The organism is Odoribacter sp. AF15-53, from assembly GCF_003479425.1.
Lineage (GTDB): Bacteria > Bacteroidota > Bacteroidia > Bacteroidales > Marinifilaceae > Butyricimonas.
Genome location: NZ_QUHC01000008.1, coordinates 1 through 24,978, shown reverse-complemented (window position 1 = coordinate 24,978; position 24,978 = coordinate 1). Strand labels below are relative to the sequence as shown.

The window sequence follows — 24,978 nt, the reverse complement described above, 5'->3', positions numbered from 1 at the left end:
TGAAATTCAACATGATAAAGAAACTACTATTTATTTGTTTATTTTTGTTTAGCTCGTTATTGCTTTCGGCTCAGCTAACATTGGGCACTAGTGGTTTGTTAAACAGTCCGTCGGCAGATATGCAGCCGGATAAGACCGTGATGATAGGCGGGAATTTTTTGAATGATCATATCACACCTGGCGGTTTCCCGTATGACACGTATAATTATTTCTTGAATATCACGTTTTTGCCTTTTTTGGAAGTGGCGTATACCTGTACCTTGTTTAAAGCGACAGATACTTTTGTCCCGGAAAAGAAAGGGAGGTTCGTGAATCAGGATCGGTCTTTCTCGGTGCGTTTACGGTTGCTTCGAGAAAGAAAGTATCTTCCGGCGATCGTGGTAGGGTCTAACGACCTTTACACGCAAAGTGGCGGGGGAAAGATTCTTTCAGAAGGAAGTGGTAATCAATATTTCAGCCGGTTTTATGCGAGTGCTTCGAAATACGTGAGCGTGAGCAAGCTGGAGAAAGTGGGGTTGCATGTGTCATATATGTATAATCGGCGAACTTCTAACCATTTAAACGGTTTTGCGGGAGGAATTAGTTATAGGCCGTCATTTGCCCCGGATTTGAACCTGATCGCTCAATATGATTCGCGTAGTTTTTGTGTCGGGGCCAATTATTTGCTTTTGAGACATCTGTTTATGCAAGTTCTTTTGCAGGATGGTAAATATTTTAGCGGGGGATTGGCATACAAGATTTATTTGAAAGGTAAATAGAGATGACGATGAAATTTATAGAACGTAAAAAGAAATGAAATGAAAATAAAGACTTTATTATTTCTATCCTTGGTTGTGGGGGCATCCTGTTCCGTGAGTGCCCAAACATCGACTCCCAAAGTGAAATATTCGTCTGAAAAATTTAGAGACAATATTTTTATTAGTATCGGTGTCGGTGTGCAAGGCTATTTGAATACGGATAATTTTGATTATGGCTTTGGTAAAGTGATGGAGCCATTAGTTAATTTGTCTGTGGGTAAGTGGGTGGATCCCTGTTGGGGACTTCGGGCACAATTGTCCGGTTGGCAAGCAAAGTTGTACACGGATATTGATCGTTTGAATAATGGTAACGTTTACAACAAATTCCAGCATAAGTATGTCAATTTTAACGTGGATTTCATGTTGAACCTGACAAATTTGTGGCGTCAATATAGTCTTGATAATAAGTGGGATATGACATTGTTTCTCGGTTCGGGTCTGAGTTTTGGAAAGTTTCATAACAAGGATGTGGATGTTGCCATAAACGGGTCTATCGGATTGGGAGGAAAGTATAATATTAATAAATACTGGGCTATTGATTTGGAAGCTCGTACGCATATTATGCCGACTTTTTTCTATACGACGAAATATTCCGGATCCGAAGAGATTGCAGGACGTTCTTATCAGGACGGGTTGCTTTCCGTGGCCTTGGGAGCTACTTATACCTTCGGGGGGAAGAAATTTGTTGCTTATGAAAGAAGTACTGCCTCGGAACGTCAACAGTTGAATGATAAGATTAATTCTCTCGAAAAAGAGTTGAAGAATACTCAATCCCAGTTGGATGCAGCTAAAGTTGCGGAGGCCGTGGCTAAAAAAGAGTTAGCCCGGACAGAAACGGAGAAAGCTGAAGCGATAACAAAAGCAACGGCAGAGGCCGCTAGAAAAGATTTCAGGCAGTACGTGGGTTTCACGATCAACAAGAATGCTGTTACAGCAGAGCAAATGGTCGTTTTACAGGCGGTTGCAAATTATATGTCGGCTAATCCCAACGTGAAAATGAAAGTTGTAGGTTATGCGGATCGACAGAGCGGGAAAGCAAGTTATAATTTGAAAATCAGTGAAAAAAGAGCGAAAGCTGTTTACGATTTGTTGGTTAAGAAATTCAGGGTTCCCGCTGAACGTTTGACCTATATTGGTCTCGGAGATCAAGAACAGCCTTTCAAGGAGGATGTGTATAATCGTTCCGTGATAATTTTAGGTGAAAGATAATAAGATTCGAGAGAAGTAAAAAGAAAAGAGAGGTGTCTAAAGGTCGAATTTAGGCGACCTCTTTTTTCTATATGGCAGTAGAATGGGCCATGAGCGAAAAAAAAGATTAAAAAAGTCTATTTATTGCTTTGTTTTTTTTACCTTTGGGGTGCGAAGTCAAATAAAATTGAGAAACAATGGAAGGATACGAACAAAACGACGGAATGGATACGAACGATAGAGATGAAATCTATTCCAATGCAGTGAAAGCAGGGAAAAGAACTTATTTTTTTGATGTGAAGGCGACCCGTAATAATGATTACTATTTGACGATCACCGAAAGCAAGAAAAAATTTGATAATAATGGAAATCCAAGCTACGAGAAGCATAAGGTGTTCTTGTATAAAGAAGATTTTGATAAGTTTGTCGAGGGCTTAGAAGAGGCTATTGGAGTGGTAAAAGCTGCAATCAATGGCGAACTTCCCGAGAAAGACTTAGACCTGTAAATAGTACTGTAATTAGATATAAAAGCGGAATGCCGGTAAAGGTGTTCCGCTTTTTCGTCTCTGAATTTTGTAGTATCTTTGTACGGATAGAAAGAAGAGAAAAATGGAAAATAAGCCGTTGGCAGAGCGAATGAGGCCGAAGTCTTTAGAAGACTATATCGGGCAGCAACATCTAGTCGGACCGGGAAAGGTGCTTCGGAAAATGATTGATTCCGGGGTGGTATCCTCTTTTATTTTATGGGGACCTCCGGGTGTGGGAAAGACGACATTGGCGATGATTATCGCGGAGCAGTTGAAGCGTCCGTTTTACGCGTTGAGTGCGGTAAATTCCGGGGTGAAGGATGTGCGGGAGGTGATCCAGAAAGCCGAGGGACAGCGTTTTTTTAATACCCCGAACCCGCTTCTCTTTATCGATGAAATTCATCGTTTTTCAAAAGCCCAGCAGGATTCGTTGTTAGCGGCTGTAGAGAAAGGGACGGTGACGCTGATTGGGGCCACGACTGAAAATCCCTCGTTTGAGGTGATTTCTCCTCTTTTGTCCCGTTGTCAGGTGTACGTGTTGAAGTCGCAGGAGAAGAAGGATTTGGAGGATTTAATTGATCGTGCTGTCTCGAAGGATTATTACCTGAGTAAGCGGAATATCACGGTGAAGGAGAAGGATGCCATGATTTCTTATAGTGGGGGAGATGCACGGAAGTTACTGAATATTTTGGAGCTGGTGGTGAATGGATTGGGTGAGGGTGATATCGTGATTGATAACGAGGCGGTACATCGGGAATTGCATGAAAATCCGTTGATGTATGACAAGGACGGGGAGCAGCATTATGATATTGTTTCAGCCATGATCAAGTCGATCCGTGGCGGTGATCCGAATGCGGCGGTTTACTGGATGGCCCGTATGTTGTTGGGGGGAGAAGACCCGAAGTTTATTGCCCGTCGCTTGATTATTTCCGCATCGGAGGATATCGGGTTGGCTAATCCGAATGCACTTTTGATTGCGAACACGTGTTTCGAGGTGGTTCACAAGATTGGGATGCCGGAGGCTCGGATTCCTTTGTCCGAATGCGTGATCTATCTGGCGACTTCGCCCAAGAGTAATTCGGCTTATCTCGCAATTGATGCGGCCATGGATACGGTGAGACATACTGGAAATTCTCCGGTACCATTGCATTTGCGGAATGCCCCGACCAAGTTGATGAAGGATTTGAATTACGGGCAGGATTACAAGTACCCGCATGATTATCCGGGAAATTTCGTGGAACAGCCTTATTTGCCGGAAGAGTTGAAGGAGAAGAAGTTTTATCTGCCACAGCAGAATGCCCAAGAGGTGAAGATTCTGGAACGGTTGAGGGCTTGGTGGAGAAAGTATAGATAAGATAAAAGATAAAAGATAAAGATGGAAAGATTCGGTGATTGCCGATTTAATGATTTAGTGATTATTGAAAACGTTATTCTTGCGCGACAGGAATCACCTAATCTGAAATCTTAAATCACAGAAAGAATCCGGCCTTGTGTGGTTGGGATCTAAAATCTAAAATTTAAATGTAAGATGGATAAGTTGATAAATCAAGAGATGTTTTTTTTGTTGGCGGGACCTTGCGTGATTGAGGGGGAGGAGATGGCGTTGAATATTGCCGAACACGTGAAAAAGGTTACCGATCGGTTGGGGATTCCCTACGTGTTTAAGGGGTCGTTTAAAAAGGCTAATCGCTCGCGGTTGGATTCTTTCACGGGTATCGGTGATGAGAAGGCGTTGAAAATATTGGCTAAGGTAAGAGAAGAGTTTAATATACCGGTGGTCACGGATATCCACACGGAAAGCGATGCGGAAATGGCGGCAGAATACGTGGATGTATTGCAGATTCCGGCTTTCTTGTGTCGGCAGACCGATTTGTTGGTAGCCGCGGCAAAGACCGGGAAGATCGTGAATATCAAAAAAGGACAATTCCTTTCTCCCGAATCGATGAAGTTTGCCGTGGATAAGGTAAGGGAATCCGGGAACGAGCAGGTGATGGTGACAGAACGGGGTACAACTTTCGGATATCAGGATTTGGTCGTGGATTACCGGGGAATTCGTATTATGCAACAGGCTTGCCAGTGTCCGGTTGTTGTGGATGTAACTCATTCATTGCAGCAGCCGAATCAAGCTTCCGGGGTGACTGGGGGACAACCTGCATTGATTGAGACGATTGCTAAAGCGGGTATAGCCGTGGGTGCAGACGGTATTTTTATCGAGACGCATGCTGATCCTCGCTGTGCGAAATCGGACGGGGCGAATATGTTGCAGTTGGATTTGATTGATGGGTTGTTGGAGAGGTTAGTCCGAATAAGAAAGGCATTATAAAGGGGGACGCTAAAAAGTATTTTTCTTCTGAAATGACTACCCCCTTCGACTCCCCCTTACACAGGGGGAGAGCTAGTAAGTGAAGCTTCCTTATACAGGGGAGAAGCTGATCACCAAACAATTTTCCCTCCTTACACAGGAGGGGAAAGAGGTGGTAGTTGGTAAGCTACCTGAGATATTCTTTTTTATTTCAAGACAGCTAGAGCGGCTTTATAATTCGGTTCGTGCCGGAGTTCGGGGACGAGTTCCGTGTAGATAATTTTCCCATTCTCGTCGATGATGATGACGGCTCTGGCCAGTAATCCGGCCATGGGACTGTCTTTGATGGCAACACCGTAGTCTTTCCCGAAAGATTCATTCCGGAAAGCCGATAGGGGAATTAGATTTTTTATTCCCTCGGTTGAGCAGAATCTGGATTGGGCGAACGGGAGATCTTTGGATATTGCCAGAACTACCGTATTTTTCATATCTGCTGCTTTCTCGTTGAATTCTCTTACGGACATGGCGCATGTTTTGGTGTCGAGACTGGGAAAAATGTTTAGTAACACCCGTTTCCCTTTGAAATCGCTTAAAGAGATATCTTTTAATTCCCCGTTCACAAGCGTGAAGTTCGGGGCGGTGTCACCCACTTTAGGGAAGGTGCCATCCAATGTTATTTTGGCTCCTCCTAAAGTAACCGTGGTGACAAGGATTGCTTTTATTAGAAAATTTGTAAGTGCCATAATCTTTTGTTTAAGATTGTTTTTAATGTCGCTTACTCTTCTACGTATATTTCCAGTACTTGTGTTACATCATCCGGGTATAATGTGAGGTTTTTGAAACAAGCGGGAACGAGGACGGTCTCTCCCTTGTTGACAAGAACGGGGTCACATTCGCCGGTGGTGATCGTGAATTTCCCTTGCAAGCACATGTAGATCACGAATGAATCGAGACGTACGTATTCTTTTTCTATATCCCGATCAAATACTAGTAGGTTGGTCGTGAAGTAGGGACATTTCACCAGTTGCACGGATTGGTTGTCATGAGGTGTGTAGTTCACCTTGTGTTGGGGGTGATAGCTGTAATCAATAACATCAGTTGCCAAGTCCGTGTGCAATTCGCGAGTGTTCCCGTTGGCATCTTTCCGGTTGTAATCGTAGATCCGGTACGTGATATCGGAGGTTTGTTGTATTTCGGCAATGAAACATCCTTTCCCGATAGCATGAACGAGTCCGGCAGGAATGAAAAAACTTTCTCCCTTTTTTACTTTCTGCACGTTCAGTAAGTCCATGAGTTTGTTTTGATGCAAGGCTTGCAGGTACGTGTTTTTGTCGATTTCCTGATTGAATCCCAGTACGAGAGAAGCATCTTTCTCGGCGTCGACCATGTACCACATTTCGGTTTTCCCGTAGGCATTATGGCGTTCTTTTGCCGTTTCATCATCGGGATGTACCTGAATGGACAGGTCATCGTTGGCGTCAATGTATTTTATCAGTAATGGAAATTCGATCCCGAATTTTTCATAGACATGATCACCGACAAGCTCTCCCATGTAAACTTCAATTAATTCCTGTAAATCATTGTCCGCGAGGATTCCGTTTGAAACAACCGAAATGTTGTCTTCCACGGCAGATATTTCCCAGCTTTCACCTATCGCTTCCTCGTGTTCGTTACTTTTGTAAGCTAATTTTTCTCCTCCCCATATCTTTTTTTTGAGTATTGGATGGAATTTTAACGGGTATAACATGATTTATTTCTTTATTAGGCATAATTATTGTACAAAGAACAAAGATAGGAATTTTGTGATTGAGGGATTATAGATTTATGAATTAATTTTGTGGGATAAAATAAGGGTTAATGATATAAAAACGGAGTAAAATGAAGAAATTAAGTATGTTGAGTCTCATCGTGGGAGGAGTGTTGCTGGGAGGTTGTAGCGATGATGATAAAGATTTTGTATTAAACACGGAGCGGTTGTCCGGGGTGGATTGGTATTATAATGGCTACAAGGGTGATCAATTTTCGTATGCTAGTCCTGACGTGCTTGAAGTGATGCGTTTTGAAAACAATAAACAGATTATTGGTATCGAATTCAGTGGGCGACGTGATTCGGTTGCCGGTTCGTGGGAAGAGATTGGCGTGAATACGCTTCGAATGGATTGGAATTTTAAGACGGCCGAGACTTGGACAGTTATGGACTGTTCGGGTAAAGCTTTAAAAGTGAATAATGGTTGGGGTGATCGGGAATATCGTAATGATCTTTCTTATCTGGAGAATTTGACGGGAGATGCTTTTTGGGTAAATGAGTTTGATAGTGACGTTCTTAAGACAAGATTAGGTGTTCGTTTGGAAGGAAATAAGAGTATTCGTGAAGGATATGCTTATGCTTTATTGTCAGACGAGACTTCCGGACGTATAAAATTGCAGAGATTGGGGAGTTCTACCTGGGGAGAAAATACCCAACAAAATGTCGGGTATGATAAAAAAGCGAAGCGGGTACGTTTCTCTTGTCGAATCGGAGGAAATTACGTGAAATTTGACGAGTATTTGTCCGCTGATAATTTTCCGGTAGTAAATAAGAACGAGATCGGTATGACCATGGCTAAAACTGAAAATATATGGACTATTGCATGGAAAGATATTCAGGTGGATGATAAGGAAATATGTTATCGTCTGGAAGTGTATGATGAGAAAGAAGAGGGTAATCCTTATTATGTCAGTCAATTGATTGCTTACCCGAAGAATGGTTTCGAGCTTTCCCGGAATTCAGCGGGTGTTATTAATCGATTGAATGACTTGAATCCGGATAAGAAATATAAATTGCGTTTGACCGTTGCCATGTTGGAAGATGGGATTGCTTTTAATAACACCTATGCTCCGAACAATTTGCAAGCGGTTATTTATGTAACTGACGATATCTGGCTGTAAGCAAGCTAATCGAAGATAAAGTCTTTAATCGCTTGTGCCAGTTTTTCCGGCTGTTCGCTATGGATCCAATGACCACAACGTGGGAGTTCGATTAAGCGGGCGGCCGGAAATTGTTTTTGTAGGGTGTCGAGCCCAGTTATAAGATTGGATTGCTCTCCTTTGATGAATAATATTTCTTTGCCGTAGGTTGCGAACGGTAGGTTATCCGGGCAACCGCTGATTTCATCAAAATGTTTACTGACTACCCGGTGATTGATTTTCCATTCGAACCCGGAGGGCGTTTTCTTGATATTTTTCAGGAATAATTGTTGAGAGCGTTCTGTTTTAAAATGTTGTCGGATGGCTTCTTTGACTTCTTCCCGACTACTAAAGCGGGAAAGATCGAAGTTTGCCATGAAATCAATGATCCGGTTGTGACTTCCCCCGTCCCGTTGGGAGTAAGATACGGGAGCGATGTCCACGATGATGGCTTTGTTCACGAGTTCCGGTTTTTTGAGTAATAGGGCCATGACGGTTTTGCCTCCCATGGAATGTCCCACGATATGAGGCCGGACGGGGAGGTGTAAATCTTCAATCAATTCGATGATATCGTTGCTCATGACCTCGTAGTTCATCTCCTCGTCATGGGGGGATTGCCCGTGATTACGAGCATCGGGCAGTATTACCCGGAATTTGTTTTCCAGAATATGAGCGATCGGGAGCCAGTTTTCAGAAGCTCCCCATAGTCCGTGAAGTATGATCAGGGGTGTCCCCTCTCCGATTGTGCGAAAGAATAATTTCATGGTTAGCAATTTGTTTGTGCAAATTTACAAAGAGGAAATGAATAAACAAAAAAGACCGCCCGATCGGGCGGTCTTTTCTTTATTTAAGGCTAATGTACTAGTCTTTCAATTTAGCTAACAAGAACTCTCTGTTCAAGCGAGCGATGTGCTCGATAGAGATACTTTTGGGACATTCTGATTCGCAGGCTCCCGTGTTGGTACAGTTACCGAATCCGAGTTCATCCATTTTAGCAACCATGGCTTTTGCACGACGGGCAGCTTCGATTTTTCCTTGCGGAAGAAGAGCCAGTTGGGAAACCTTGGCAGCCACGAAAAGCATGGCTGAAGAGTTCTTACAAGTAGCGGCACAAGCACCGCAGCCGATACAAGCAGCGGCATCCATCGCCTCGTCAGCAGCCGGTTTAGCGATTGGAATTGCGTTACCGTCAGGTACTCCACCCGTGTTTACTGAAACATATCCACCGGCTTGAAGAATCTTCTCGTAAGCCCCACGATCCACGATCAAGTCTTTGATTACGGGGAAGGCACCACAACGCCACGGTTCGATCGTGATGGTTGCTCCATCTTCGAAACGACGCATGTGTAATTGGCAAGTGGTTACATCATCGTCCGGCCCGTGTGCACGTCCGTCAATGAATAAACTACAGGTTCCGCAGATACCTTCGCGGCAGTCGTGATCGAAAGCCACCGGTTCTTTGTTCTCGCTTACTAGTTGTTCATTCAGAATGTCGAGCATTTCAAGGAATGAGCTACCAGTTGAAATATCATGAATTTTGTAAGTCTCAAACCCACCTTTTGATTTTGCATCTTTTTGACGCCAGATCTTTAGGGTTAGTTCTTTTAATATTTTATCTGCCATAACGATTTTTCATTTAAAGATTATTTATAAGAACGTTGAGCGACCTGAATGTTTTCAAATACAAGCGGTTCCTTGTGTAATTCAGGCTCTTTATTGTCTCCCTTGTATTCCCATACGGAAACATACTGATAATGCTCGTCATCACGTTTTGCTTCACCTTCTTCGGTAACAGATTCCAAGCGGAAGTGACCTCCGCAAGACTCGTTACGATCAAGGGCATCCAATGCCATCAGGTGTGCGATATCGATAAAGTCAGCCACACGTCCGGCTTTTTCAAGCTCGTTGTTCATGGCGGTAAACTCTCCGGTCACGCGCAAATCCTTGTAAAATTCTTCTTTCAACTCGGCGATCATCTTGATAGCTTTCTTCAAGCCCTCGGCCTCACGTGCCATTCCGATATAATCCCACATGATGTGTCCCAACATTTTGTGGAAGTGATCCGGAGATTTCGTTCCTTTGATGTCGTACAATCTACGCAAGTGATCGGTAACGTTCTTTTCAGCAGCGTCGAACTCCGGTGTGTTGGTTTTGATTTTCGGGGTTTGAATATCGTGTGCGAGATAATCTCCGATCGTGTACGGTAAGATAAAATATCCGTCAGCCAAACCTTGCATCAAGGCGGAAGCACCCAAGCGGTTAGCTCCGTGATCAGAGAAGTTACACTCTCCGATAGCGTACAATCCCGGGATCGTGGTCATCAAGTTGTAGTCAACCCAAAGACCTCCCATAGAGTAGTGGATAGCCGGGTAAATCATCATCGGATTGTTGTACGGGTCAACAGCAGTGATCTTTTCGTACATCTGGAACAAGTTTCCGTAGCGTTCTTCGATCGTGTGTCTTCCCAAACGGTCGATAGCGTATTTGAAATCCAGGAATACGGCTTTACCCGTGTTGTTCACACCGAATCCGGCATCGCATCTTTCTTTAGCAGCACGAGAAGCCACGTCACGGGGAACCAAGTTTCCGAATGCCGGGTAACGGCGCTCCAAGTAGAAGTCACGATCTTCATCCGGGATGTCATTGGGGTTCAATGTACCTGCCTGTAATTTCTTCGCATCCTCAAGTTTTTTGGGAACCCAAACACGTCCGTCATTACGTAATGACTCGGACATCAAAGTCAACTTACTTTGTTGGTCTCCGTGTACCGGGATACAAGTCGGGTGGATTTGCACGAAACAAGGATTACCGAACATGGCTCCGCGTTTATATGCTTGCCAAGCGGCACTTCCGTTACATCCCATAGCGTTGGTTGACAAGAAGAACACGTTTCCGTATCCTCCGGTAGCCAGCACAACGGCATGCGCCCCGAAGCGTTCGATCTTTCCGGTAACCAAGTTACGGGCGATAACGCCTCTTGCTTTACCATCCACGATGACTACATCTAGCACTTCGTGGCGGGTATATGATTTGATTTTTCCCTTTTCAATCTGACGGTTCATTGCCCCGTAGCATCCTAACAACAACTGTTGTCCGGTCTGACCGCGGGCATAGAACGTACGACTTACCAATGCTCCTCCGAAAGAACGGTTATCCAGGAGACCGCCGTAATCGCGGGCAAACGGAACACCTTGAGCGACACATTGGTCGATAATGGCGTTACTTACTTCGGCCAAACGGTAAACGTTAGCTTCCCGGGCACGGTAGTCACCACCTTTAATAGTTTCATAAAATAGCCTGTATACAGAGTCATTATCGTTCGTGTAGTTCTTGGCGGCGTTGATACCTCCTTGTGCGGCGATAGAGTGCGCACGACGGGGAGAATCCTGGTAACAGAACGTGGTTACGTTATATCCCAATTCCGCTAAACTGGCTGCGGCTGATCCTCCGGCAAGTCCGGTACCCACGATGATAACATCAAGTTTTCTTTTATTAGCAGGACTAACAACTCCGATATGTGCTTTGTGATTCGACCACTTCTCGGCTAACGGGCCTGCTGGTATTTTAGCATTTAATTCTGTCATAACCTTTTTAATTTTAGATTTTGAATTTTAAATTTTAAATTTAGATCGTTGATTTATGCAATTTAAAATCTACAATCTATAAATTTAAAATTGTTGTTAGTTTGCCAGTCCAAGCATGAAATAAAGCGGGATGATACTGAATCCTGCCGCGATGATAAATGCGAAGATTTTAGCAACACATTCCAGTCTCTTTCTCCAGATTTGGTTGCAGAAACCGATAGATTGGAATGCAGACCAGAAACCGTGAGTTAAGTGTAATCCCAAGAAAATACCTCCCAAGATGTAGAGTAAACAGTAGATGATACTTGATTTAAATAGTCCGGCAACCAAAGCATAGGTGTTTTCCATGGCCGTACCGTCCACGTGAATCTCTGCTAAAAGAGGGTCTCCGGCAAACTTGATTTTCCACCAGAAGTTCCAAAGGTGAACTAACAAGAAGATCAGAACCAAACCTCCCAGGATGTACATGTTTCTGGATGACCAAGTGCAATTGCCTGATTGACTGCGACGATCGTACTTGATGGGACGTGCACCTCTGTTTTGAAGAGTCAGGATAGAAGCCAGCAAAATATGGATAATGAATCCTATGGCAAGAATCGGCTCAACGATTTTAATGATAGGATTCGTAGCCATGAAATGGGCCCCGATGTTAAATAACTCTCCACTATTATCTACAATTAAAAGTAGATTAAGTGCCAAGTGGACGCACAAAAACGCAATAAGAAAAAGTCCTGATAAACTCAGAATGAACTTTTTCCCAATCGACGATGTTAAGAAATTACTCATAATTAGGTCTATTTATTGATAACTATTTAAATTCTTTTCCGGCAACAAAAGTATCTATTTTTCTGTCATTTTAAACGGCTTTATCTATTTTAAATTCATTCTAAATATAAAGAATTTTTTCCGTAATGAAAGTTAGTCCATAAGGTCTATAAGGTCCATAAAGTCTATAAGGTCACGGGTGTCCTTCGGACAGTGTTAATCGGCAGCTTGTGCTGCCGTAGACAAAGCGCCCTGCAGGGGTCTATAGACTTTATAGACCTTATAGACTTTACAGACTTTATGGACTCATTTATTCATCGCCCTGTAAATTATTTCTTGAATTTTTGTACGGATATTATCTTTGATAAGTTTGTCGTTGAACTCGTTGGGGTAAGTGCGATTGGATAAGAATATATAAATTAGCTGGTTGTCCGGGTCGTTCCAGGCGATGGTACCCGTGAAGCCCGTGTGTCCGTAGCTGGTACAGGGAGCTTCTTTGCAGGTAGGGCCGGATTTATTGGGGAGGGTTTCCGGTTTGTCGAATCCGAGTCCTCGTCTGTTTTGTTCAAGGGGGAGTTGTGTTTGTGTGAAAAGGTCGATTGTGGCGGAGTCGATAAAACGTTCTCCCCCGTATGTCCCATTGTTCAAATAGACGCTCATGATTTTGGCCAGATCGTTGGCCGTGGTGAATAATCCGGCATTTCCCGAAATTCCTCCCATGAGTGCGGCGATGGGGTCATGCACGTAGCCGTGTAGTTGGGATTTTCTGAAAATATTATCCTCGTTGGCGGGAATTACCCTGTTCATGTCGAGATTGAAATGGGCGTTGAAAGCCGTGTTATAAGCCCCCAGCTTTTTAAAGAAATGTTTCCGGCAATAAATGTCGAGCGGGGTGGCAGATTGTTCCTCCACGATATCTTTTAATAACACGAATCCGAGGTCGCTGTACGTGTATTTTTTATGTGGCAACAAGTCGGTATTTAACAGAAGGTCGTGTATGGAATCCTGAAAATGCTTGTGGATATAGAAATGGGGTGAAACCAGCAAATAATTTTCACCCCCGGAAAAGTTGAAGGTGCTGTCCCGGTACTTGAAATTCGGGTTGAGATAGAGCCTGTCCCGGAGTTTACGGGTATTTGTTTTCGTGTATTTCGTGGTAAACAAACGTCCTTGCATCTTTTCCCAGTCAATGGCGTGCTGAAAATAGGAAAAAGATGCTTTTAATCCGGCCGTATGCAGGAGTAACTCCCGGATCGTGAGATTTTGCTTGTTCGTGTTTTTGAGTGCGTATGAATATTGAGCGATCGGCGAGTCCAGAGTGATATATTGCTGATCATAAAGCATCATAACGGAAGGGAGAGTGGCCGCGATCTTCGTGATCGAGGCGATGTCGTATATGTCATCGGTCGTGTTCTTCTTTTTTTTGTCGAACGTGTTAAATCCGAACGCCTTATCATAAATAACGTAACCGTCTTTTGCCACTAGGACCTGGCAGCCGGGAGTCGCTTTTTCCTTGATTGCGGCTTGGCAAATGCTGTCAATTTTGAGTAATGTTTGAGAATCCATCCCGCGACTTTCAGGTTGGGAATATCCCAAACGGATTTTCGGGGTTGATAATCCGGTCCCGGCGGGGAAAAAGTAATTGATACTAACCGGGAGTTTACCATTGACAGTAATTCCCCCGAATATGGCTTGTGCGGTACATTGTTGTGCCGGAATATCATGCGAGTAGCTCACGATGATAGCGTCCATCGGGAGATAACTGTACATATCCATCCCGTAAGGAGTTGCGGGATGACAGAAAATGACGTGTTTGCCTTTCAGCTCTTTGACCAGCTTTGTCAATTCCAGTGTTGCCCCGAATTGGCGGGCAGCCGAGTTACGGGCGGCACTGTTGTATAGGATAATGCAATTGTAATCTGATAGCTCCTTGACTAATTTTTGCATCTTTTCTTTTGAAGCTTCCGGGGATATGGAGAAATGGGCGCATGGGGCATATTTTTCCAGCATGTTTTCGAATTCTTTTGCTTTTCTGTCTCCGAAATTCAAGGATGCGATGCGTAGAGTATCTAAATGGGTTAGCGGGAGTAGAAGATCATCGTTTTTTACCAACGTGATCGCTTTCGCGTAAGTTTCTTGTAATAATGCTTTTGCCGAGGGAGAACTCAGGCGTTCCGTGAGCTGGGCCGTATCCACGAGAGTGGAATACGGGAGCACGTATTTCACTTTCGCTTCGAGGACTTTTCTACATTTTTCGTTTATCATTTCTTCCGTGAGAATTTCTTTCCGGATGGCTGATTTTATCTTTTTCACGGTGGCCTCTACATTTTCCGGGAATAACAGAATGTCATTCCCGGCGACAAGAGCTTCAACATCAGCTTCTCCCGGAGGCCTTCCCTTGGTAACTCCTTTCATGTTCATAGCGTCGGTGAAACAAAGTCCGTCGAAATGCAATTTTTCACGTAATAAGCCGGTGACAATACGTTTTGATAAGGATGCGGGTATATTTGTCGTGTCATACGAGGGAACATTCAGGTGAGCGATCATTACTCCCGGTATTCCGGCTTCGAAGAGTTGTTTGAACGGGTATAATTCGACAGTATCAATACGTGCCACGGAATGTCGTATCAGGGGTAAGGCAAAATGTGAATCCGTGTCCGTGTCCCCGTGTCCCGGGAAATGTTTGGCAACAGCCATAACGTGTTGGGATTGCAGTCCTCGCATGTATTGAAGCGTGCGGTTCCCGACCTCTTCCTTTTTCTCCCCGAAAGATCGGATACCGATAACCGGATTTTTAGGATTCACGTTGATATCGGCCACGGGTGCGAAATTCACGTGGATACCCAAGGCCCTGCATTGTTGACCGATGGCTTCTCCTAGGCGGTATATGAGATTCGTGTCCCGGATTGCTCCTAGCAAGGTTTGATTGGGGAATTCCATAGCAGGTTTGATGCGCCAGCCAACCCCGTTTTCCGCGTCCATGCCGATCATGAGGGGAATTCGGGATTTTTGTTGATACTTGTTCGTCATCAGGGCCTGACTTTTCGGGCCGCCTTGGAAAAAAATGATTCCCCCGATATGGTATTTTTCTATTGATGTACCCAGTTGTTTCTCGTAAAGACTGTCTTTGTTACTATAAGCGGCCACCATGATCAATTGCCCGATTTTTTCATCCAGGCTCATGGTGTTCAGTGTAGAATCTACCCATGAGGATTGTGCCCTGCCGGTAAATGGTGCCATGAGAAAACACGATAATCCGAGTAATAGAAGGAGCTTATACATTTTGGTTACAAGTTTAGATGTTGTCGGTTACAGGTTGGTTGGTCTTCTCTAAAGAAAAGTGCGGCAAACTGTATAGATTGCCGCACTTTTTTATTTGTTGTGAAATTATTTCAAAATCTCAGCAATCTTTTGTTTTAATTCTTCACCTCTCAGGTTCTTGGCGATGATTTTGTTGTTCTCGTCCAACAAAACCGTGTGAGGAATTCCACTAACGCTGTACAATTTCGCGGGAGCTGATTTCCAACCTTGCAGGTCAGAACCGTGTTTCCATACTAAACCGTCATCAGCGATAGCTTTAACCCAAGCCTCTTTGTTGTTATCCAAAGAAACACCGAAGATTTCCAATCCTTTCGGGTGGTATTCTTTGTAGATTTCCACTACATGAGGATTCTCGCCACGGCAAGGACCACACCATGAAGCCCAGAAATCGATCAATTTCACTTTACCCTTGATATCATACAAAGAGATAGATTCTCCTTCCGGGGTAGTGATCGTGAAATTCGGTGCGATTTGACCGATAGCGGTGCTTTCTAATTTAGCGATTTGAGCGGCAATAGCTTTTCCTTGAGCGCTTGCTTTCACTTTTTCACCAAGTAAAGCGTATTGTTCTTTCAATTGCTCAACTTCCATCTGACCCATGCCGGATACGATAACGAAAGCGGCAACGTAAGAGTCTGCATTAGCTTTCAGCAATTCATTTTGTTTTGCTTGAACTTCCTCTACAACTTTTTGGAATGCTTCTTGAATAGATTGCATTTTTGCTTGATCTCCAGCTTGATTGGCAGCTTGGAATTCCGGCATCAATTTTTGTTGTTCTTGTTGAATTGTCATATTGAGAGCCGAAATCTGGTCATATATTTTTTGACCTTCGCTACCGGTGATATTCAATCCGCTTTGGCTTGCACTAACAGTTATGTTTGCGTTTTCCAGCATGATCGGAAGTTGGAAACGTTGTCCTTCAACCAACATAAGGGCACCAACAGGTTCGCTTACATTTCCGGTAAATTCAAATGCTCCGTTAACAATGTTTGATTTTGCCAACGTATCAAGTTTGCTGCCGTCATAAGTGGCAAGAATAGCTTTACCGTCGGGCATACCCTCGATAGTTCCGGTTACCTTGTAGCCGTTTTGGGCGTTACATGCTGCAAGCGTCATACCTGCTGCAACGATTGATAAAAAAAGTTTTCTCATGTGTTTTAGTTTTCTAAATATGAAATATGATGTCTTTAATAAATCTTGGCTTTCATAAACCAGATCTCTTTAAAGGCAATGTTTATTCTTAATTTCGCGTATTTTTCCAGAATCTGGTTATTCCGGTGCGTTCCTCTCATTCCAAGATCTACCGCCACTCCCAACATCAATTCCTGACGTTGAAGACGAATTGGGATTTGTGTTCCGATGGCCACTCCATAGGTATTAATATCCGTCGAATTGAATCTAAGATGTGATCTTGTGAAATAGGTTCCTGCCATATATTTATTTCTTTGCCACCAGTAACGTCCACTTACGTTAGGTTGCAAAAATCCTCCAAGAGCTACTTTGTGATAATTTTGATATTCTTTGTTTGTATGGAACTCTTCGTATTGAGACATGTTTTGGAATGTATAATCTCCTGAAAAGAGCCATTTTTTATTAAACTGATAAGAGATCCCTGTCGTTATTCTGAAAGGATAAAATACACTACTATTTTCTGTTGCATCATTATCTACGGGAATCATGGTAGAAGTTGTATTACTTATTTTGTAAGAAACAAAAGTTTGATTTGCATGTAATGGCGTGCCAAAATTAAAGCTTGTACCGATTACAAAATCATGTTTCTTACCAATAGTGAATGGTAATTGGGCGCCTAGGGTAAATAGAGCACTTCCCATCTGGGTGACCGTTTGCGTCTTCATGTAATATCCACTAGTTGCAGGCTGTAAGACTAATGTTAGTCGATCATCGATTCGTCCAAATAAATAAGAAGCATTTACTCCCACTGATAGTCGACCTAATTGATAAGCTAATCCCAGATATACTTCATTCAATCCACCCTCTCCTTCGATATGTTGTATGTAACGCATGGAATAATCTCCTCGTACATTGTTATTATATAATACGTCAAATCCTCGGTTGGATCGTTGAAGAATACCTAGTGACATAAATAGTTTTTTGTATACGCGAAAAGCCATCGTAACTTCTCCATTTTGGGCAACTTTATAAGTTGAATGTGTTTTGTTTGACGAGATGTCAACGTATTCTCCTGTGGCTCCGGTTTGAAAATAAAACCGAACAGAATCCAATGCCGTATAAGAAGCCGGATTTAAAAAGTTGATATTGTAATTATCCCGCATTGCGGCAGATACTCCTCCCATACCCGTAAACGCTCCGTAATTGTCTGGTAATAATCCGAATCCCTCTTTTGAATAGGGAGTTCCTGAATTATTTTGTCCAAAAGAACTGATTGTTATCAATAAAATAATGATACATGCTAATAACTTTCTCATAAGTTTCATTTTTGACCCTACGTAATAATTCGTTTACTTGTAATTGCTATAATATATACTGAATACTGGTAACTCTTCGAAGATAACCCGTTGGAATTTATTATAGACATCTCCGGCAAATATTTGATAACCGTTCCATGGAGAATAAATATATCCTGGCAAACCGATCAATAAATAAATATCTCGATCTAAAGGTTGGAGTCCTTCCACTTGTTGCATGTAAAAATCCGTGAGGTCAATAGTATATTTCTTGCTATCACGATCTAATATGTTTTGAGAAAGAATTCCATATATAGTATTGTTAGAATAGTCTGACAATACTTGTTTTACATAGTTATCACTGCTGACAACATATACACTTAATAGTTGTGGTTCTGGAATATTTTCCCATATATCCGTGTTCGGCTTCAATTCGATCTCGGCTTTCACGATTGTTTGATACTTGATAGACTCTATGATAGATGGTACTTTCATTTTTAACATGAATCCATTCATTCCCTCTATAACGGCCATGTTTTCTTTTTGGAAAGGTATAGAGTCTCTGAATGTTGCATCTTTGATCGCTTTGAATTTTGCAGATTCTGTATGTTTATATTTTATATTTGTATAGGCATAACTAGATCCTGAGGATGTTGGAAAGCTGAAATACAATCCTTCTTTTGCACCGATGTGGTAATAACATCTGAGTTCTATCCCTGAAGCTGTAAGAGATGTAAGTAATGAATTGTCGTCTCTCGGAACAATGGCTAATCCTTTAAGATAGTCCATAAATTTGTAACCGTCTTCAAACATAGGGTCACGGGATCGCATACGATCAAATAAATTTTGACCGATCGTGTCATTTATTTTGAAATACAATTCTCTTGTATAACTATCTTGTTGGGGATAGATGGTTAGGGTCGATAGTTTCTTGTACCACGGTAAGGAATCTATATTACAAAATATGGGGTTATCTATGTCATAAACCATGTGTTCAGCCAATTGATATAAATCAAAAGTCTGGTAACTGGTTGTATCACCTGCTAGTGTTACGGGATTGGGAATCTTTAACGTTAGAGAGTCAAACATACAGTTCGATTCCCACGTAACACTTGTCGCAAAACCAGTAGGAGTTACTTGAAAATAAGGTGTTGCTTTGGTTTCCCCTGTATAATAATCTTGAATATTTCCCATTGTAAGCAAGAATGCACTTGTGGATGACAGGGCGGACGTCGGAAACGAATCTAACTTGATTGTTGAAGTTTCATCCAGTATAAAACGTTTAACTTCTACATAACGATCATTGGGAATTAAATTATCTCCAATCGTTGTAAGATCATTGTCACACGCATATAATGATAACAAAAAAATAGCGATAAAGAATACTCTCATGTTTCTTGATTTTGTTTTATAACAAGATGCGAAGGTATAACTATTTTCTAAAAAATCGATATTTGGACTTGTATTTTATCTAATGAGAGGTTAAAAAAAAAGAATGCGTGACATTTCTGTCATTGTTTTGTTGGATTTCATAATAAAATATGTAGTTTTGCCTTTCGAATCAGAAAAAGCATTATTAGAATATTGCAAATATAAAATAATCAAGTAGGAAAAAGTATGAGAACATTTAGTTTATTAGTACTAGCCATTTTAGGGTTTGCTTTTGTCGCTTGTGATGATGATGATCATTTGGGTGACTGGGCAAAAGCTCCTGAATTTAGTGGTAGATTGCGAAATCAGGCGGTATCGTTTACGATAGGTGATTACGCTTACGTAGGATTGGGGTTTGGAGTCGATTTAGCTGAATATAAGGACTTTAAAAAGTATAATTTAAAAGAAGGTACTTGGAGTGATGTTCCTGATAACTTCCCAGGTAAAGGGCGTCATGGTGCAGTTGCATTTGTTGCACAAAAGGGAGGGAAGACCTATGCTTATGTAGGATTAGGTTATATCTCTTCAATGAATACAACGGAAGGTAATCGTCCTAAGGAGTATTTGGATGATTTTTATCGCTTTGATCCTGAAACTGAAACTTGGGAAAAAGTAGCCGATTTCCCTGGTGAAGCTCGTCGAGATGCAGTCGCTTTCACATTAGATAATTATGGATACGTGGGAACAGGGCGTGCTGATAAGGCATTACTTTTTAAAGATTTTTACTGCTATGATCCTGAAAATGATTCTTGGTCAGGAGATTTAGGATTTAAAGGAGATCAAAAATATGGTGCATCAGCTTTTGTTGTTGGTGGTGCTGCTTATGTATGTTTGGGAGCAAAGGGGTCTGGATATGCCTACGATAATATAAAGTGTACCCCACTTGGTGGAGGTAAGGTTGCTTGGGAGGAAATGCAAGCTCTAACTGATAAGCCTGGAGTGAAACAGGATAAGGATTATGGTCGAATCCCAAGAGCTTTTGCTGTTTCTTTTGTTTCTAATAAAGGGAAAGATGCTGATTACTATGCTTATATTGCAACCGGGTATGGGGGAACTGCTATCCAAACAGTATGGAAATATAATCACAAAAAAGACCAATGGCATCAGATGGAGGATTTAGCTCCATCCGCAGGTACTGTTTGTGGGGCTGTTTCTTTTGTTGCTGATGGTTACGGATATTATACTACGGGAGGAGTTAGCCCTGATCCTATAGATGCTTCTTCTAGTTCTTCAGTAAGATATTTTTCTAATTCTACTTGGAAGTTTATTCCGGATGTGAAAGAAACGCGTAGAAACGACTATTAATTCTTATATAAAGAGTTTCTATGAAATATAGGAGGAGTCTTACCGACTCCTCTTTTTTTGGGATTGATTTGTAGCCGTAGAGAAATAAATGAAATAGTTCGATTCTGTGAATGGATTATGATGTGATTTTCTTAGAATATTTTGAAGTGACAGAGTACTACATTCCTCCACTGTAAATGAAAATATAGGAAGTCTTAAGTCATTCGATCTTTTGGATATGATTTCGGCTAGGAGATAGAAGTAACAGAGAGGAAAAAATCACTCTTCCCGGAGCTTTTAGATGAATACTCGGGGGATAGGATTATTCCAGTTTTATTTGTTGATTATTTATCTGAATTTTTACATGATAAGAGACTATCAAGTATAATCCAAAAGTTGATCTAAGGTTTATGATACTTCATCCTTCTTTAATTATCTTATCTTGTTGTTATATGGTAGTGGGATGCTATTTCTATACCCGAAAAATAATTGAATAGAGATCGTCGAGTCTTAAATATATGATGAGGGGATATTGTTGTGATGAAATTCTTGCGTATTTTCGATGGAAATAGAACATCCTATCTTCTTGTTTTCTTCCCTCTGACTATTTTTGAAGGATAGTTCATGCTGCTGGAATCTATGATTATTATTAGAAAACAAAAGTCAACAATTCCAGAATGGATTCATTGACTTTTGCGTGACAAGTTTATTTAAAAGCTAATTAATAATGAACTTTGAGAGATGAAACTCGGTTGTTTCGATTGAGCTTTTATATATTTTATTATTCAAAGGTTTTTATAGATGAAATTCGATCGTTCCAATTAATTCCTTTTTTTACCTTATAATCATGAAAATTCCTAACTTTGCAATAATAGCGATAACCAGATTCCTCACTGATGATGCCATTAATTGTAAATGTTATAGATTGGGCTTTATAATCAGGATTTCTGAAAAATGTTATTCCGCCCCTAGCAGAATATATCAGATTGCGAGCACCTGCTGTAAATGATGATATCATGTCATCCATGGCATAAGCTTTAAGGTGTGGGATTGCAACAGGAGAATTAAGTAATACTTTTCTTCCTTGGCGTTGAGTGTTGTAGTCTGCATGTTCGTATATGTAGATTTCGTATGAATAGCCAAATGATCTGGAAATTGCATTCTTATTTTTAAGTCCTTTAGATTGTTTATTTATCTCCAGTTCTTCATAAGAATCGTAATATTCAATATCTCCATTGGGAGCAACATAAGTTGCTAGCTCCGGCAACTCTTGAATTCTATCATAAACGGCTGCAACTTTTTCATCTTCAAGAATCATCAGCGTGTCGTTCTCCATATAGAAAGGTGAAGAATAAGATTCCCCTTTGTAGGTGAAATCGAAGGTTTCTCTTAACGGGGTAACTTGCTCCCCATTTGTTAAGTTTTCTACTTGTGCAAGTTCTAGGTCCGAGTTTTGACATGCAGCGAATAGGATGCTGATAAATAGAGCTGCAAAAAATGTAATTTTTCTCATAAATTTTAGATTTTGTTGATTAAATATTGATTCCGGTATAGAAACACAAATGAGTTATTCGTGTGAAGATTACGGTTTTTTCTTCAAATGTCTGATTTTCTCTTGTTTTCACCTCTCTTTCTTGAAAAAATAAGATTACCTACTAAAGTTGGAATAGATTCTCGTTTTTTCTTTTATTTCAATTAGTATTTGTTACTTTTGTAAATGTATGATAATAAATAGTCGAATAATAGGCTCAGTTGTGGCAAAATTGTTCTATTTTTCACGTGTTTTAGTTTGTTTAATATGATAAATATGTTATAGTAATTCCCCTGTATATGAAGAAACGCATTGGAATTAACTGGATTGTTGCGGTGATCGCAATTCTTGGAGTGCTTGCCTGGCAAGTCGTTTCAATCGTGAAGTTGTATCAATTCCAAAATGATAAGTTTATTTCGAGAGTGAATCATAAAGTTACTCGTGTCATAAACGAATTGAATTTATTATCCGCACAGAAACCAACGGCGGTGTCGATTGATCGTGCAATACATTGTTTGACGGTTGCAAAAGGGGGGAAGATCAAGAAGTGTTCGATTCAAGGAGAGGAAGATTTAGCCGAGGCCGAACTTCGGGCGCTGTATGATATTCGTGACACGGCACTTTGGTCGTTGGATAAATTGTATACCATGCTTCGGCAAAAGATGAAAATAGAAGAAAAGAGCTTTCCTGCCGTGATTTATTTGTCAGATAGTCTTGGAAACGGAATCGACCGTTTTGAAGTAGGGCATATATATTCTTGGTTAACGATTGAAGCTGACTCGGTTAAATTGGGCTTTTCAGAAAAACATGTGCTAAAAATGGAGTTTATGTTTCCGCTGCACCTGTTTTGGAAGCGATCGAAAGCTTCTTTTAGCATTTTGTTTATCTTCTTGATTTTGTTGGTTGTATGTATCGTGATTTTGACACGTAAAATTAGCCGGGATAAAAAGCGTACAATCGGGCAACATCTTTTCCTGAACACGGTCATGCATAATTTACGATCTCCCTTGGACTACATGAGCGTGGCCCGAGGTATTATTTACAAGGAGTGCGGGGGGATGATGAAGGAAAAGCACCGGCAATTACTAGAGGGTGTAGGTGAGAGACAAGACGATATGGGTAATGCGATTACCCGTTTGTTAACTCTATCGGATATTTTTCACAGAATTGAGATTTACCCTCGAATGATTCATTTGAAAGAAATGTTCGAGAAGTTGTCCGTGTTGAATTTCGTACAAGTTCCGTTGGGTAAACACGTGAAAATTAATATCTGTTGCGATATGAAGAATCCGGAGATATCGGCCGATCCGGTTTATTTACCCGTGGTTTTCGAGAACCTGATCGGGAATGCAATAAAGTATTCGGGAGAGAGTGTAACGATAGACATAACTTGTCAGGAACGGGGAAAATGGGTTGAGATCCGGGTGAAGGATAACGGGCTGGGGATTTCACCTAAGGGATTAAAACATATTTTCGAGATTTATTATCGTGATCCTTCCGTGCGGGAAGATCGTTCGAGGAAAGGGTTTGGCATCGGATTGTCTTTCGTGCATTCTGCCGTGAAAGCTCATCACGGGAACGTGAGTGTTAATAGTGTTGTAAATGAAGGAACCGAGTTTATTATTATTTTACCTTGTGAACAATGGGAAAGAAAGTGGATATTTTGTACGCGGAAGATGACGAACGAACTGCCAGAATGGTGAAGGATTCGTTGGAAGAACATGAATTTCAGGTTCGGGTCGTTTATGATGGGGTGAGAGCGTGGGATGTCTTTCGCTATAATCCTCCGGATTTATTATTGGTAGACTTGGAGATTCCCGGAAAAGACGGGTTAGAGCTCGTGGAATGCGTCAGGAAAATAAACGAGCGAGTTCCTATCATTTTTTACAGTTCGCACATGGATGTTGCGAAGGAATTGGAGGCGATAAAATTGGGAGCAGATGATTGTATCCGGAAGGGAGTTCCCGTGGAATTTTTAATAGCAAAACTGAACAACGTCTACCGTCGGGTTGTACGGGATGATGGCAATCATCAGGTTTATTTCTTATCGGAGATGACAAAGTTTAATGCTGTCGCTGGTCTGTTGACGATGGACGGGCAAATGATACTTCTGAAAACGATGGATGCTCGTCTATTGCATTTGCTTTGTGTTAAAATGCATGAGGTGGCGGGGTATGAGTATCTGATCCGTGGATTGTGGGGAAATTTCGAGTATAAAGAGAAAGGAAATGCGCTAAGAAAAGGTATTATTAAATTGAAGAAAATATTGGAACCGGATACTTCCTTGTTTCTCTCAAATACTTTCGGGGAAGGGTATGTTTTGTCTTCTAGTGAATTTTAGTAAAAGCGTGTCAAGGAAAATATTTTGATGCTTAAAGGAAGATGGAATATATTTAATATGTACTCCATCTTGATTTTCATCTTCGTTTATTTTGTCTCGATTCTATGTTGATAGAAAATAGATAGAAGCTAGATAGAATGAAGATGGGAGCTAGAGTAACAGAAAGCCCAAAGAAGTAGATATGATATTTTCAGGTGTGGTTCGAAAACCTTTAATGATATGCCTGTTGTAAGATGTATTAAATCAATACTAAGGCTTACATCTCTTCGTTATGTTTTCGTTATAGTAAGGATAAACTTCCCTACATAGGAACGAAGGGATAACGAAAAGATAACGGAGAGATAACGAAGAGATGTAAGCCTTGGTATTGAGGAAATTATAACCTATTGATCTCTTCGAGAGAGAGTCCGGTCATTTTAGCGATAGCCTCCGGAGCCAGGCCAAATGATTTCATGTTTCGGGCAATTTGCTGTTTTTCTTCCGCTTTTCCTTTTTCCATACCTTTTTCCATACCTTCCTCCATGCCTTTCTCCAT

General features: G+C 41.5%; 20 protein-coding genes. 9 read left to right on the top strand and 11 right to left on the bottom strand.

Going from position 1 to position 24,978, the window contains the following annotated elements; translation table 11 throughout:
- The first annotated feature begins 11 nt into the window (after nucleotides 1-11).
- From DWW52_RS15255 to kdsA, 5 genes are all read left to right on the top strand, one after another.
- Nucleotides 12-758, top strand: coding sequence for a YjbH domain-containing protein (locus tag DWW52_RS15255; protein ID WP_199692007.1), 747 nt, complete (start codon nucleotides 12-14; stop codon nucleotides 756-758).
- Nucleotides 759-797: 39 nt separating this feature from the next.
- Nucleotides 798-2,006 (top strand): OmpA family protein, encoded by a 1,209-nt coding sequence (locus DWW52_RS15250; protein ID WP_118716377.1) that lies wholly within the window; start codon nucleotides 798-800, stop codon nucleotides 2,004-2,006.
- Between the two features lie 176 nt (nucleotides 2,007-2,182).
- A complete protein-coding gene (locus DWW52_RS15245) occupies nucleotides 2,183-2,491 on the top strand; it encodes a DUF3276 family protein (RefSeq protein WP_118716376.1) in 309 nt (102 codons plus the stop codon).
- A 103-nt stretch (nucleotides 2,492-2,594) separates the two neighbouring features.
- Nucleotides 2,595-3,866, top strand: coding sequence for a replication-associated recombination protein A (locus tag DWW52_RS15240; RefSeq protein WP_118716375.1), 1,272 nt, complete (start codon nucleotides 2,595-2,597; stop codon nucleotides 3,864-3,866).
- Between the two features lie 174 nt (nucleotides 3,867-4,040).
- The gene (kdsA, locus tag DWW52_RS15235; protein WP_118716374.1) at nucleotides 4,041-4,835 is read left to right on the top strand and encodes a 3-deoxy-8-phosphooctulonate synthase; all 795 of its coding nucleotides are present in this window, start codon (nucleotides 4,041-4,043) and stop codon (nucleotides 4,833-4,835) included.
- Nucleotides 4,836-5,020: 185 nt separating this feature from the next.
- Here kdsA and tpx read toward each other — a convergent pair whose 3' ends face one another.
- Both tpx and DWW52_RS15225 read right to left on the bottom strand, forming a co-directional pair.
- Nucleotides 5,021-5,557 (bottom strand): thiol peroxidase, encoded by a 537-nt coding sequence (gene tpx, locus DWW52_RS15230; protein ID WP_118716373.1) that lies wholly within the window; start codon nucleotides 5,555-5,557, stop codon nucleotides 5,021-5,023.
- A gap of 32 nt (nucleotides 5,558-5,589) precedes the next feature.
- Nucleotides 5,590-6,561: a type I phosphomannose isomerase catalytic subunit gene (locus tag DWW52_RS15225; protein WP_118716372.1), complete on the bottom strand. Its 972-nt coding sequence runs from the start codon at nucleotides 6,559-6,561 to the stop codon at nucleotides 5,590-5,592.
- 131 nt (nucleotides 6,562-6,692) lie between these two features.
- Here DWW52_RS15225 and DWW52_RS15220 point away from each other — a divergent pair, with 131 nt between their 5' ends.
- Entirely contained in the window at nucleotides 6,693-7,742 is a 1,050-nt protein-coding gene (locus DWW52_RS15220) for a hypothetical protein (RefSeq protein ID WP_118716371.1), read from the top strand.
- A gap of 5 nt (nucleotides 7,743-7,747) precedes the next feature.
- On the opposite strand, the gene DWW52_RS15215 is transcribed toward DWW52_RS15220, so the two are convergent.
- The 8 genes from DWW52_RS15215 to DWW52_RS15180 all read right to left on the bottom strand — a co-directional run bounded on the left by DWW52_RS15215 (nucleotide 7,748) and on the right by DWW52_RS15180 (nucleotide 19,248).
- Nucleotides 7,748-8,524 (bottom strand): alpha/beta fold hydrolase, encoded by a 777-nt coding sequence (locus DWW52_RS15215; protein WP_118716370.1) that lies wholly within the window; start codon nucleotides 8,522-8,524, stop codon nucleotides 7,748-7,750.
- Between the two features lie 97 nt (nucleotides 8,525-8,621).
- Nucleotides 8,622-9,383: a succinate dehydrogenase/fumarate reductase iron-sulfur subunit gene (locus DWW52_RS15210; protein ID WP_118716369.1), complete on the bottom strand. Its 762-nt coding sequence runs from the start codon at nucleotides 9,381-9,383 to the stop codon at nucleotides 8,622-8,624.
- A gap of 20 nt (nucleotides 9,384-9,403) precedes the next feature.
- Nucleotides 9,404-11,344: a fumarate reductase/succinate dehydrogenase flavoprotein subunit gene (locus tag DWW52_RS15205; RefSeq protein WP_118716368.1), complete on the bottom strand. Its 1,941-nt coding sequence runs from the start codon at nucleotides 11,342-11,344 to the stop codon at nucleotides 9,404-9,406.
- Nucleotides 11,345-11,440: 96 nt separating this feature from the next.
- Nucleotides 11,441-12,130, bottom strand: coding sequence for a succinate dehydrogenase cytochrome b subunit (locus tag DWW52_RS15200; RefSeq protein WP_118716367.1), 690 nt, complete (start codon nucleotides 12,128-12,130; stop codon nucleotides 11,441-11,443).
- 285 nt (nucleotides 12,131-12,415) lie between these two features.
- Nucleotides 12,416-15,349 (bottom strand): glycoside hydrolase family 3 N-terminal domain-containing protein, encoded by a 2,934-nt coding sequence (locus DWW52_RS15195; protein ID WP_233556935.1) that lies wholly within the window; start codon nucleotides 15,347-15,349, stop codon nucleotides 12,416-12,418.
- 147 nt (nucleotides 15,350-15,496) lie between these two features.
- Nucleotides 15,497-16,582 carry a TlpA disulfide reductase family protein gene (locus DWW52_RS15190; RefSeq protein ID WP_118716365.1) on the bottom strand — a complete coding sequence of 362 codons (1,086 nt, stop codon included), beginning with the start codon at nucleotides 16,580-16,582 and terminating at the stop codon, nucleotides 15,497-15,499.
- Between the two features lie 35 nt (nucleotides 16,583-16,617).
- Nucleotides 16,618-17,877, bottom strand: coding sequence for a hypothetical protein (locus DWW52_RS15185; protein ID WP_233556934.1), 1,260 nt, complete (start codon nucleotides 17,875-17,877; stop codon nucleotides 16,618-16,620).
- Between the two features lie 33 nt (nucleotides 17,878-17,910).
- On the bottom strand, nucleotides 17,911-19,248 hold the full coding sequence (locus DWW52_RS15180; RefSeq protein ID WP_118716364.1) for a DUF4270 family protein: 1,338 nt from the start codon (nucleotides 19,246-19,248) through the stop codon (nucleotides 17,911-17,913).
- Between the two features lie 225 nt (nucleotides 19,249-19,473).
- Here DWW52_RS15180 and DWW52_RS15175 point away from each other — a divergent pair, with 225 nt between their 5' ends.
- On the top strand, nucleotides 19,474-20,592 hold the full coding sequence (locus tag DWW52_RS15175; RefSeq protein ID WP_118716363.1) for a hypothetical protein: 1,119 nt from the start codon (nucleotides 19,474-19,476) through the stop codon (nucleotides 20,590-20,592).
- Between the two features lie 760 nt (nucleotides 20,593-21,352).
- Here the strand turns inward: DWW52_RS15175 and DWW52_RS15170 are convergent.
- Nucleotides 21,353-22,084, bottom strand: a complete 732-nt coding sequence (locus DWW52_RS15170) for a hypothetical protein (RefSeq protein ID WP_118716362.1) — start codon at nucleotides 22,082-22,084, stop codon at nucleotides 21,353-21,355.
- 317 nt (nucleotides 22,085-22,401) lie between these two features.
- Here DWW52_RS15170 and DWW52_RS15165 point away from each other — a divergent pair, with 317 nt between their 5' ends.
- Nucleotides 22,402-23,805: a sensor histidine kinase KdpD gene (locus DWW52_RS15165; protein WP_118716361.1), complete on the top strand. Its 1,404-nt coding sequence runs from the start codon at nucleotides 22,402-22,404 to the stop codon at nucleotides 23,803-23,805.
- Nucleotides 23,745-24,443 carry a response regulator transcription factor gene (locus DWW52_RS15160; protein ID WP_118716360.1) on the top strand — a complete coding sequence of 233 codons (699 nt, stop codon included), beginning with the start codon at nucleotides 23,745-23,747 and terminating at the stop codon, nucleotides 24,441-24,443. The genes DWW52_RS15165 and DWW52_RS15160 overlap by 61 nt, the downstream gene beginning before the upstream one ends.
- The last annotated feature ends 535 nt before the right edge of the window (nucleotides 24,444-24,978 follow it).

Coding starts and splice junctions, on each gene's coding strand:
- DWW52_RS15255 (WP_199692007.1), top strand. CDS start 12: ATGATAAAGAAACTACTATTTATTTGTTTATTTTTGTTTAGCTCGTTA.
- DWW52_RS15250 (WP_118716377.1), top strand. CDS start 798: ATGAAAATAAAGACTTTATTATTTCTATCCTTGGTTGTGGGGGCATCC.
- DWW52_RS15245 (WP_118716376.1), top strand. CDS start 2,183: ATGGAAGGATACGAACAAAACGACGGAATGGATACGAACGATAGAGAT.
- DWW52_RS15240 (WP_118716375.1), top strand. CDS start 2,595: ATGGAAAATAAGCCGTTGGCAGAGCGAATGAGGCCGAAGTCTTTAGAA.
- kdsA (WP_118716374.1), top strand. CDS start 4,041: ATGGATAAGTTGATAAATCAAGAGATGTTTTTTTTGTTGGCGGGACCT.
- tpx (WP_118716373.1), bottom strand. CDS start 5,557: ATGGCACTTACAAATTTTCTAATAAAAGCAATCCTTGTCACCACGGTT.
- DWW52_RS15225 (WP_118716372.1), bottom strand. CDS start 6,561: ATGTTATACCCGTTAAAATTCCATCCAATACTCAAAAAAAAGATATGG.
- DWW52_RS15220 (WP_118716371.1), top strand. CDS start 6,693: ATGAAGAAATTAAGTATGTTGAGTCTCATCGTGGGAGGAGTGTTGCTG.
- DWW52_RS15215 (WP_118716370.1), bottom strand. CDS start 8,524: ATGAAATTATTCTTTCGCACAATCGGAGAGGGGACACCCCTGATCATA.
- DWW52_RS15210 (WP_118716369.1), bottom strand. CDS start 9,383: ATGGCAGATAAAATATTAAAAGAACTAACCCTAAAGATCTGGCGTCAA.
- DWW52_RS15205 (WP_118716368.1), bottom strand. CDS start 11,344: ATGACAGAATTAAATGCTAAAATACCAGCAGGCCCGTTAGCCGAGAAG.
- DWW52_RS15200 (WP_118716367.1), bottom strand. CDS start 12,130: ATGAGTAATTTCTTAACATCGTCGATTGGGAAAAAGTTCATTCTGAGT.
- DWW52_RS15195 (WP_233556935.1), bottom strand. CDS start 15,349: ATGGCACCATTTACCGGCAGGGCACAATCCTCATGGGTAGATTCTACA.
- DWW52_RS15190 (WP_118716365.1), bottom strand. CDS start 16,582: ATGAGAAAACTTTTTTTATCAATCGTTGCAGCAGGTATGACGCTTGCA.
- DWW52_RS15185 (WP_233556934.1), bottom strand. CDS start 17,877: ATGAGAAAGTTATTAGCATGTATCATTATTTTATTGATAACAATCAGT.
- DWW52_RS15180 (WP_118716364.1), bottom strand. CDS start 19,248: ATGAGAGTATTCTTTATCGCTATTTTTTTGTTATCATTATATGCGTGT.
- DWW52_RS15175 (WP_118716363.1), top strand. CDS start 19,474: ATGAGAACATTTAGTTTATTAGTACTAGCCATTTTAGGGTTTGCTTTT.
- DWW52_RS15170 (WP_118716362.1), bottom strand. CDS start 22,084: ATGAGAAAAATTACATTTTTTGCAGCTCTATTTATCAGCATCCTATTC.
- DWW52_RS15165 (WP_118716361.1), top strand. CDS start 22,402: ATGAAGAAACGCATTGGAATTAACTGGATTGTTGCGGTGATCGCAATT.
- DWW52_RS15160 (WP_118716360.1), top strand. CDS start 23,745: ATGGGAAAGAAAGTGGATATTTTGTACGCGGAAGATGACGAACGAACT.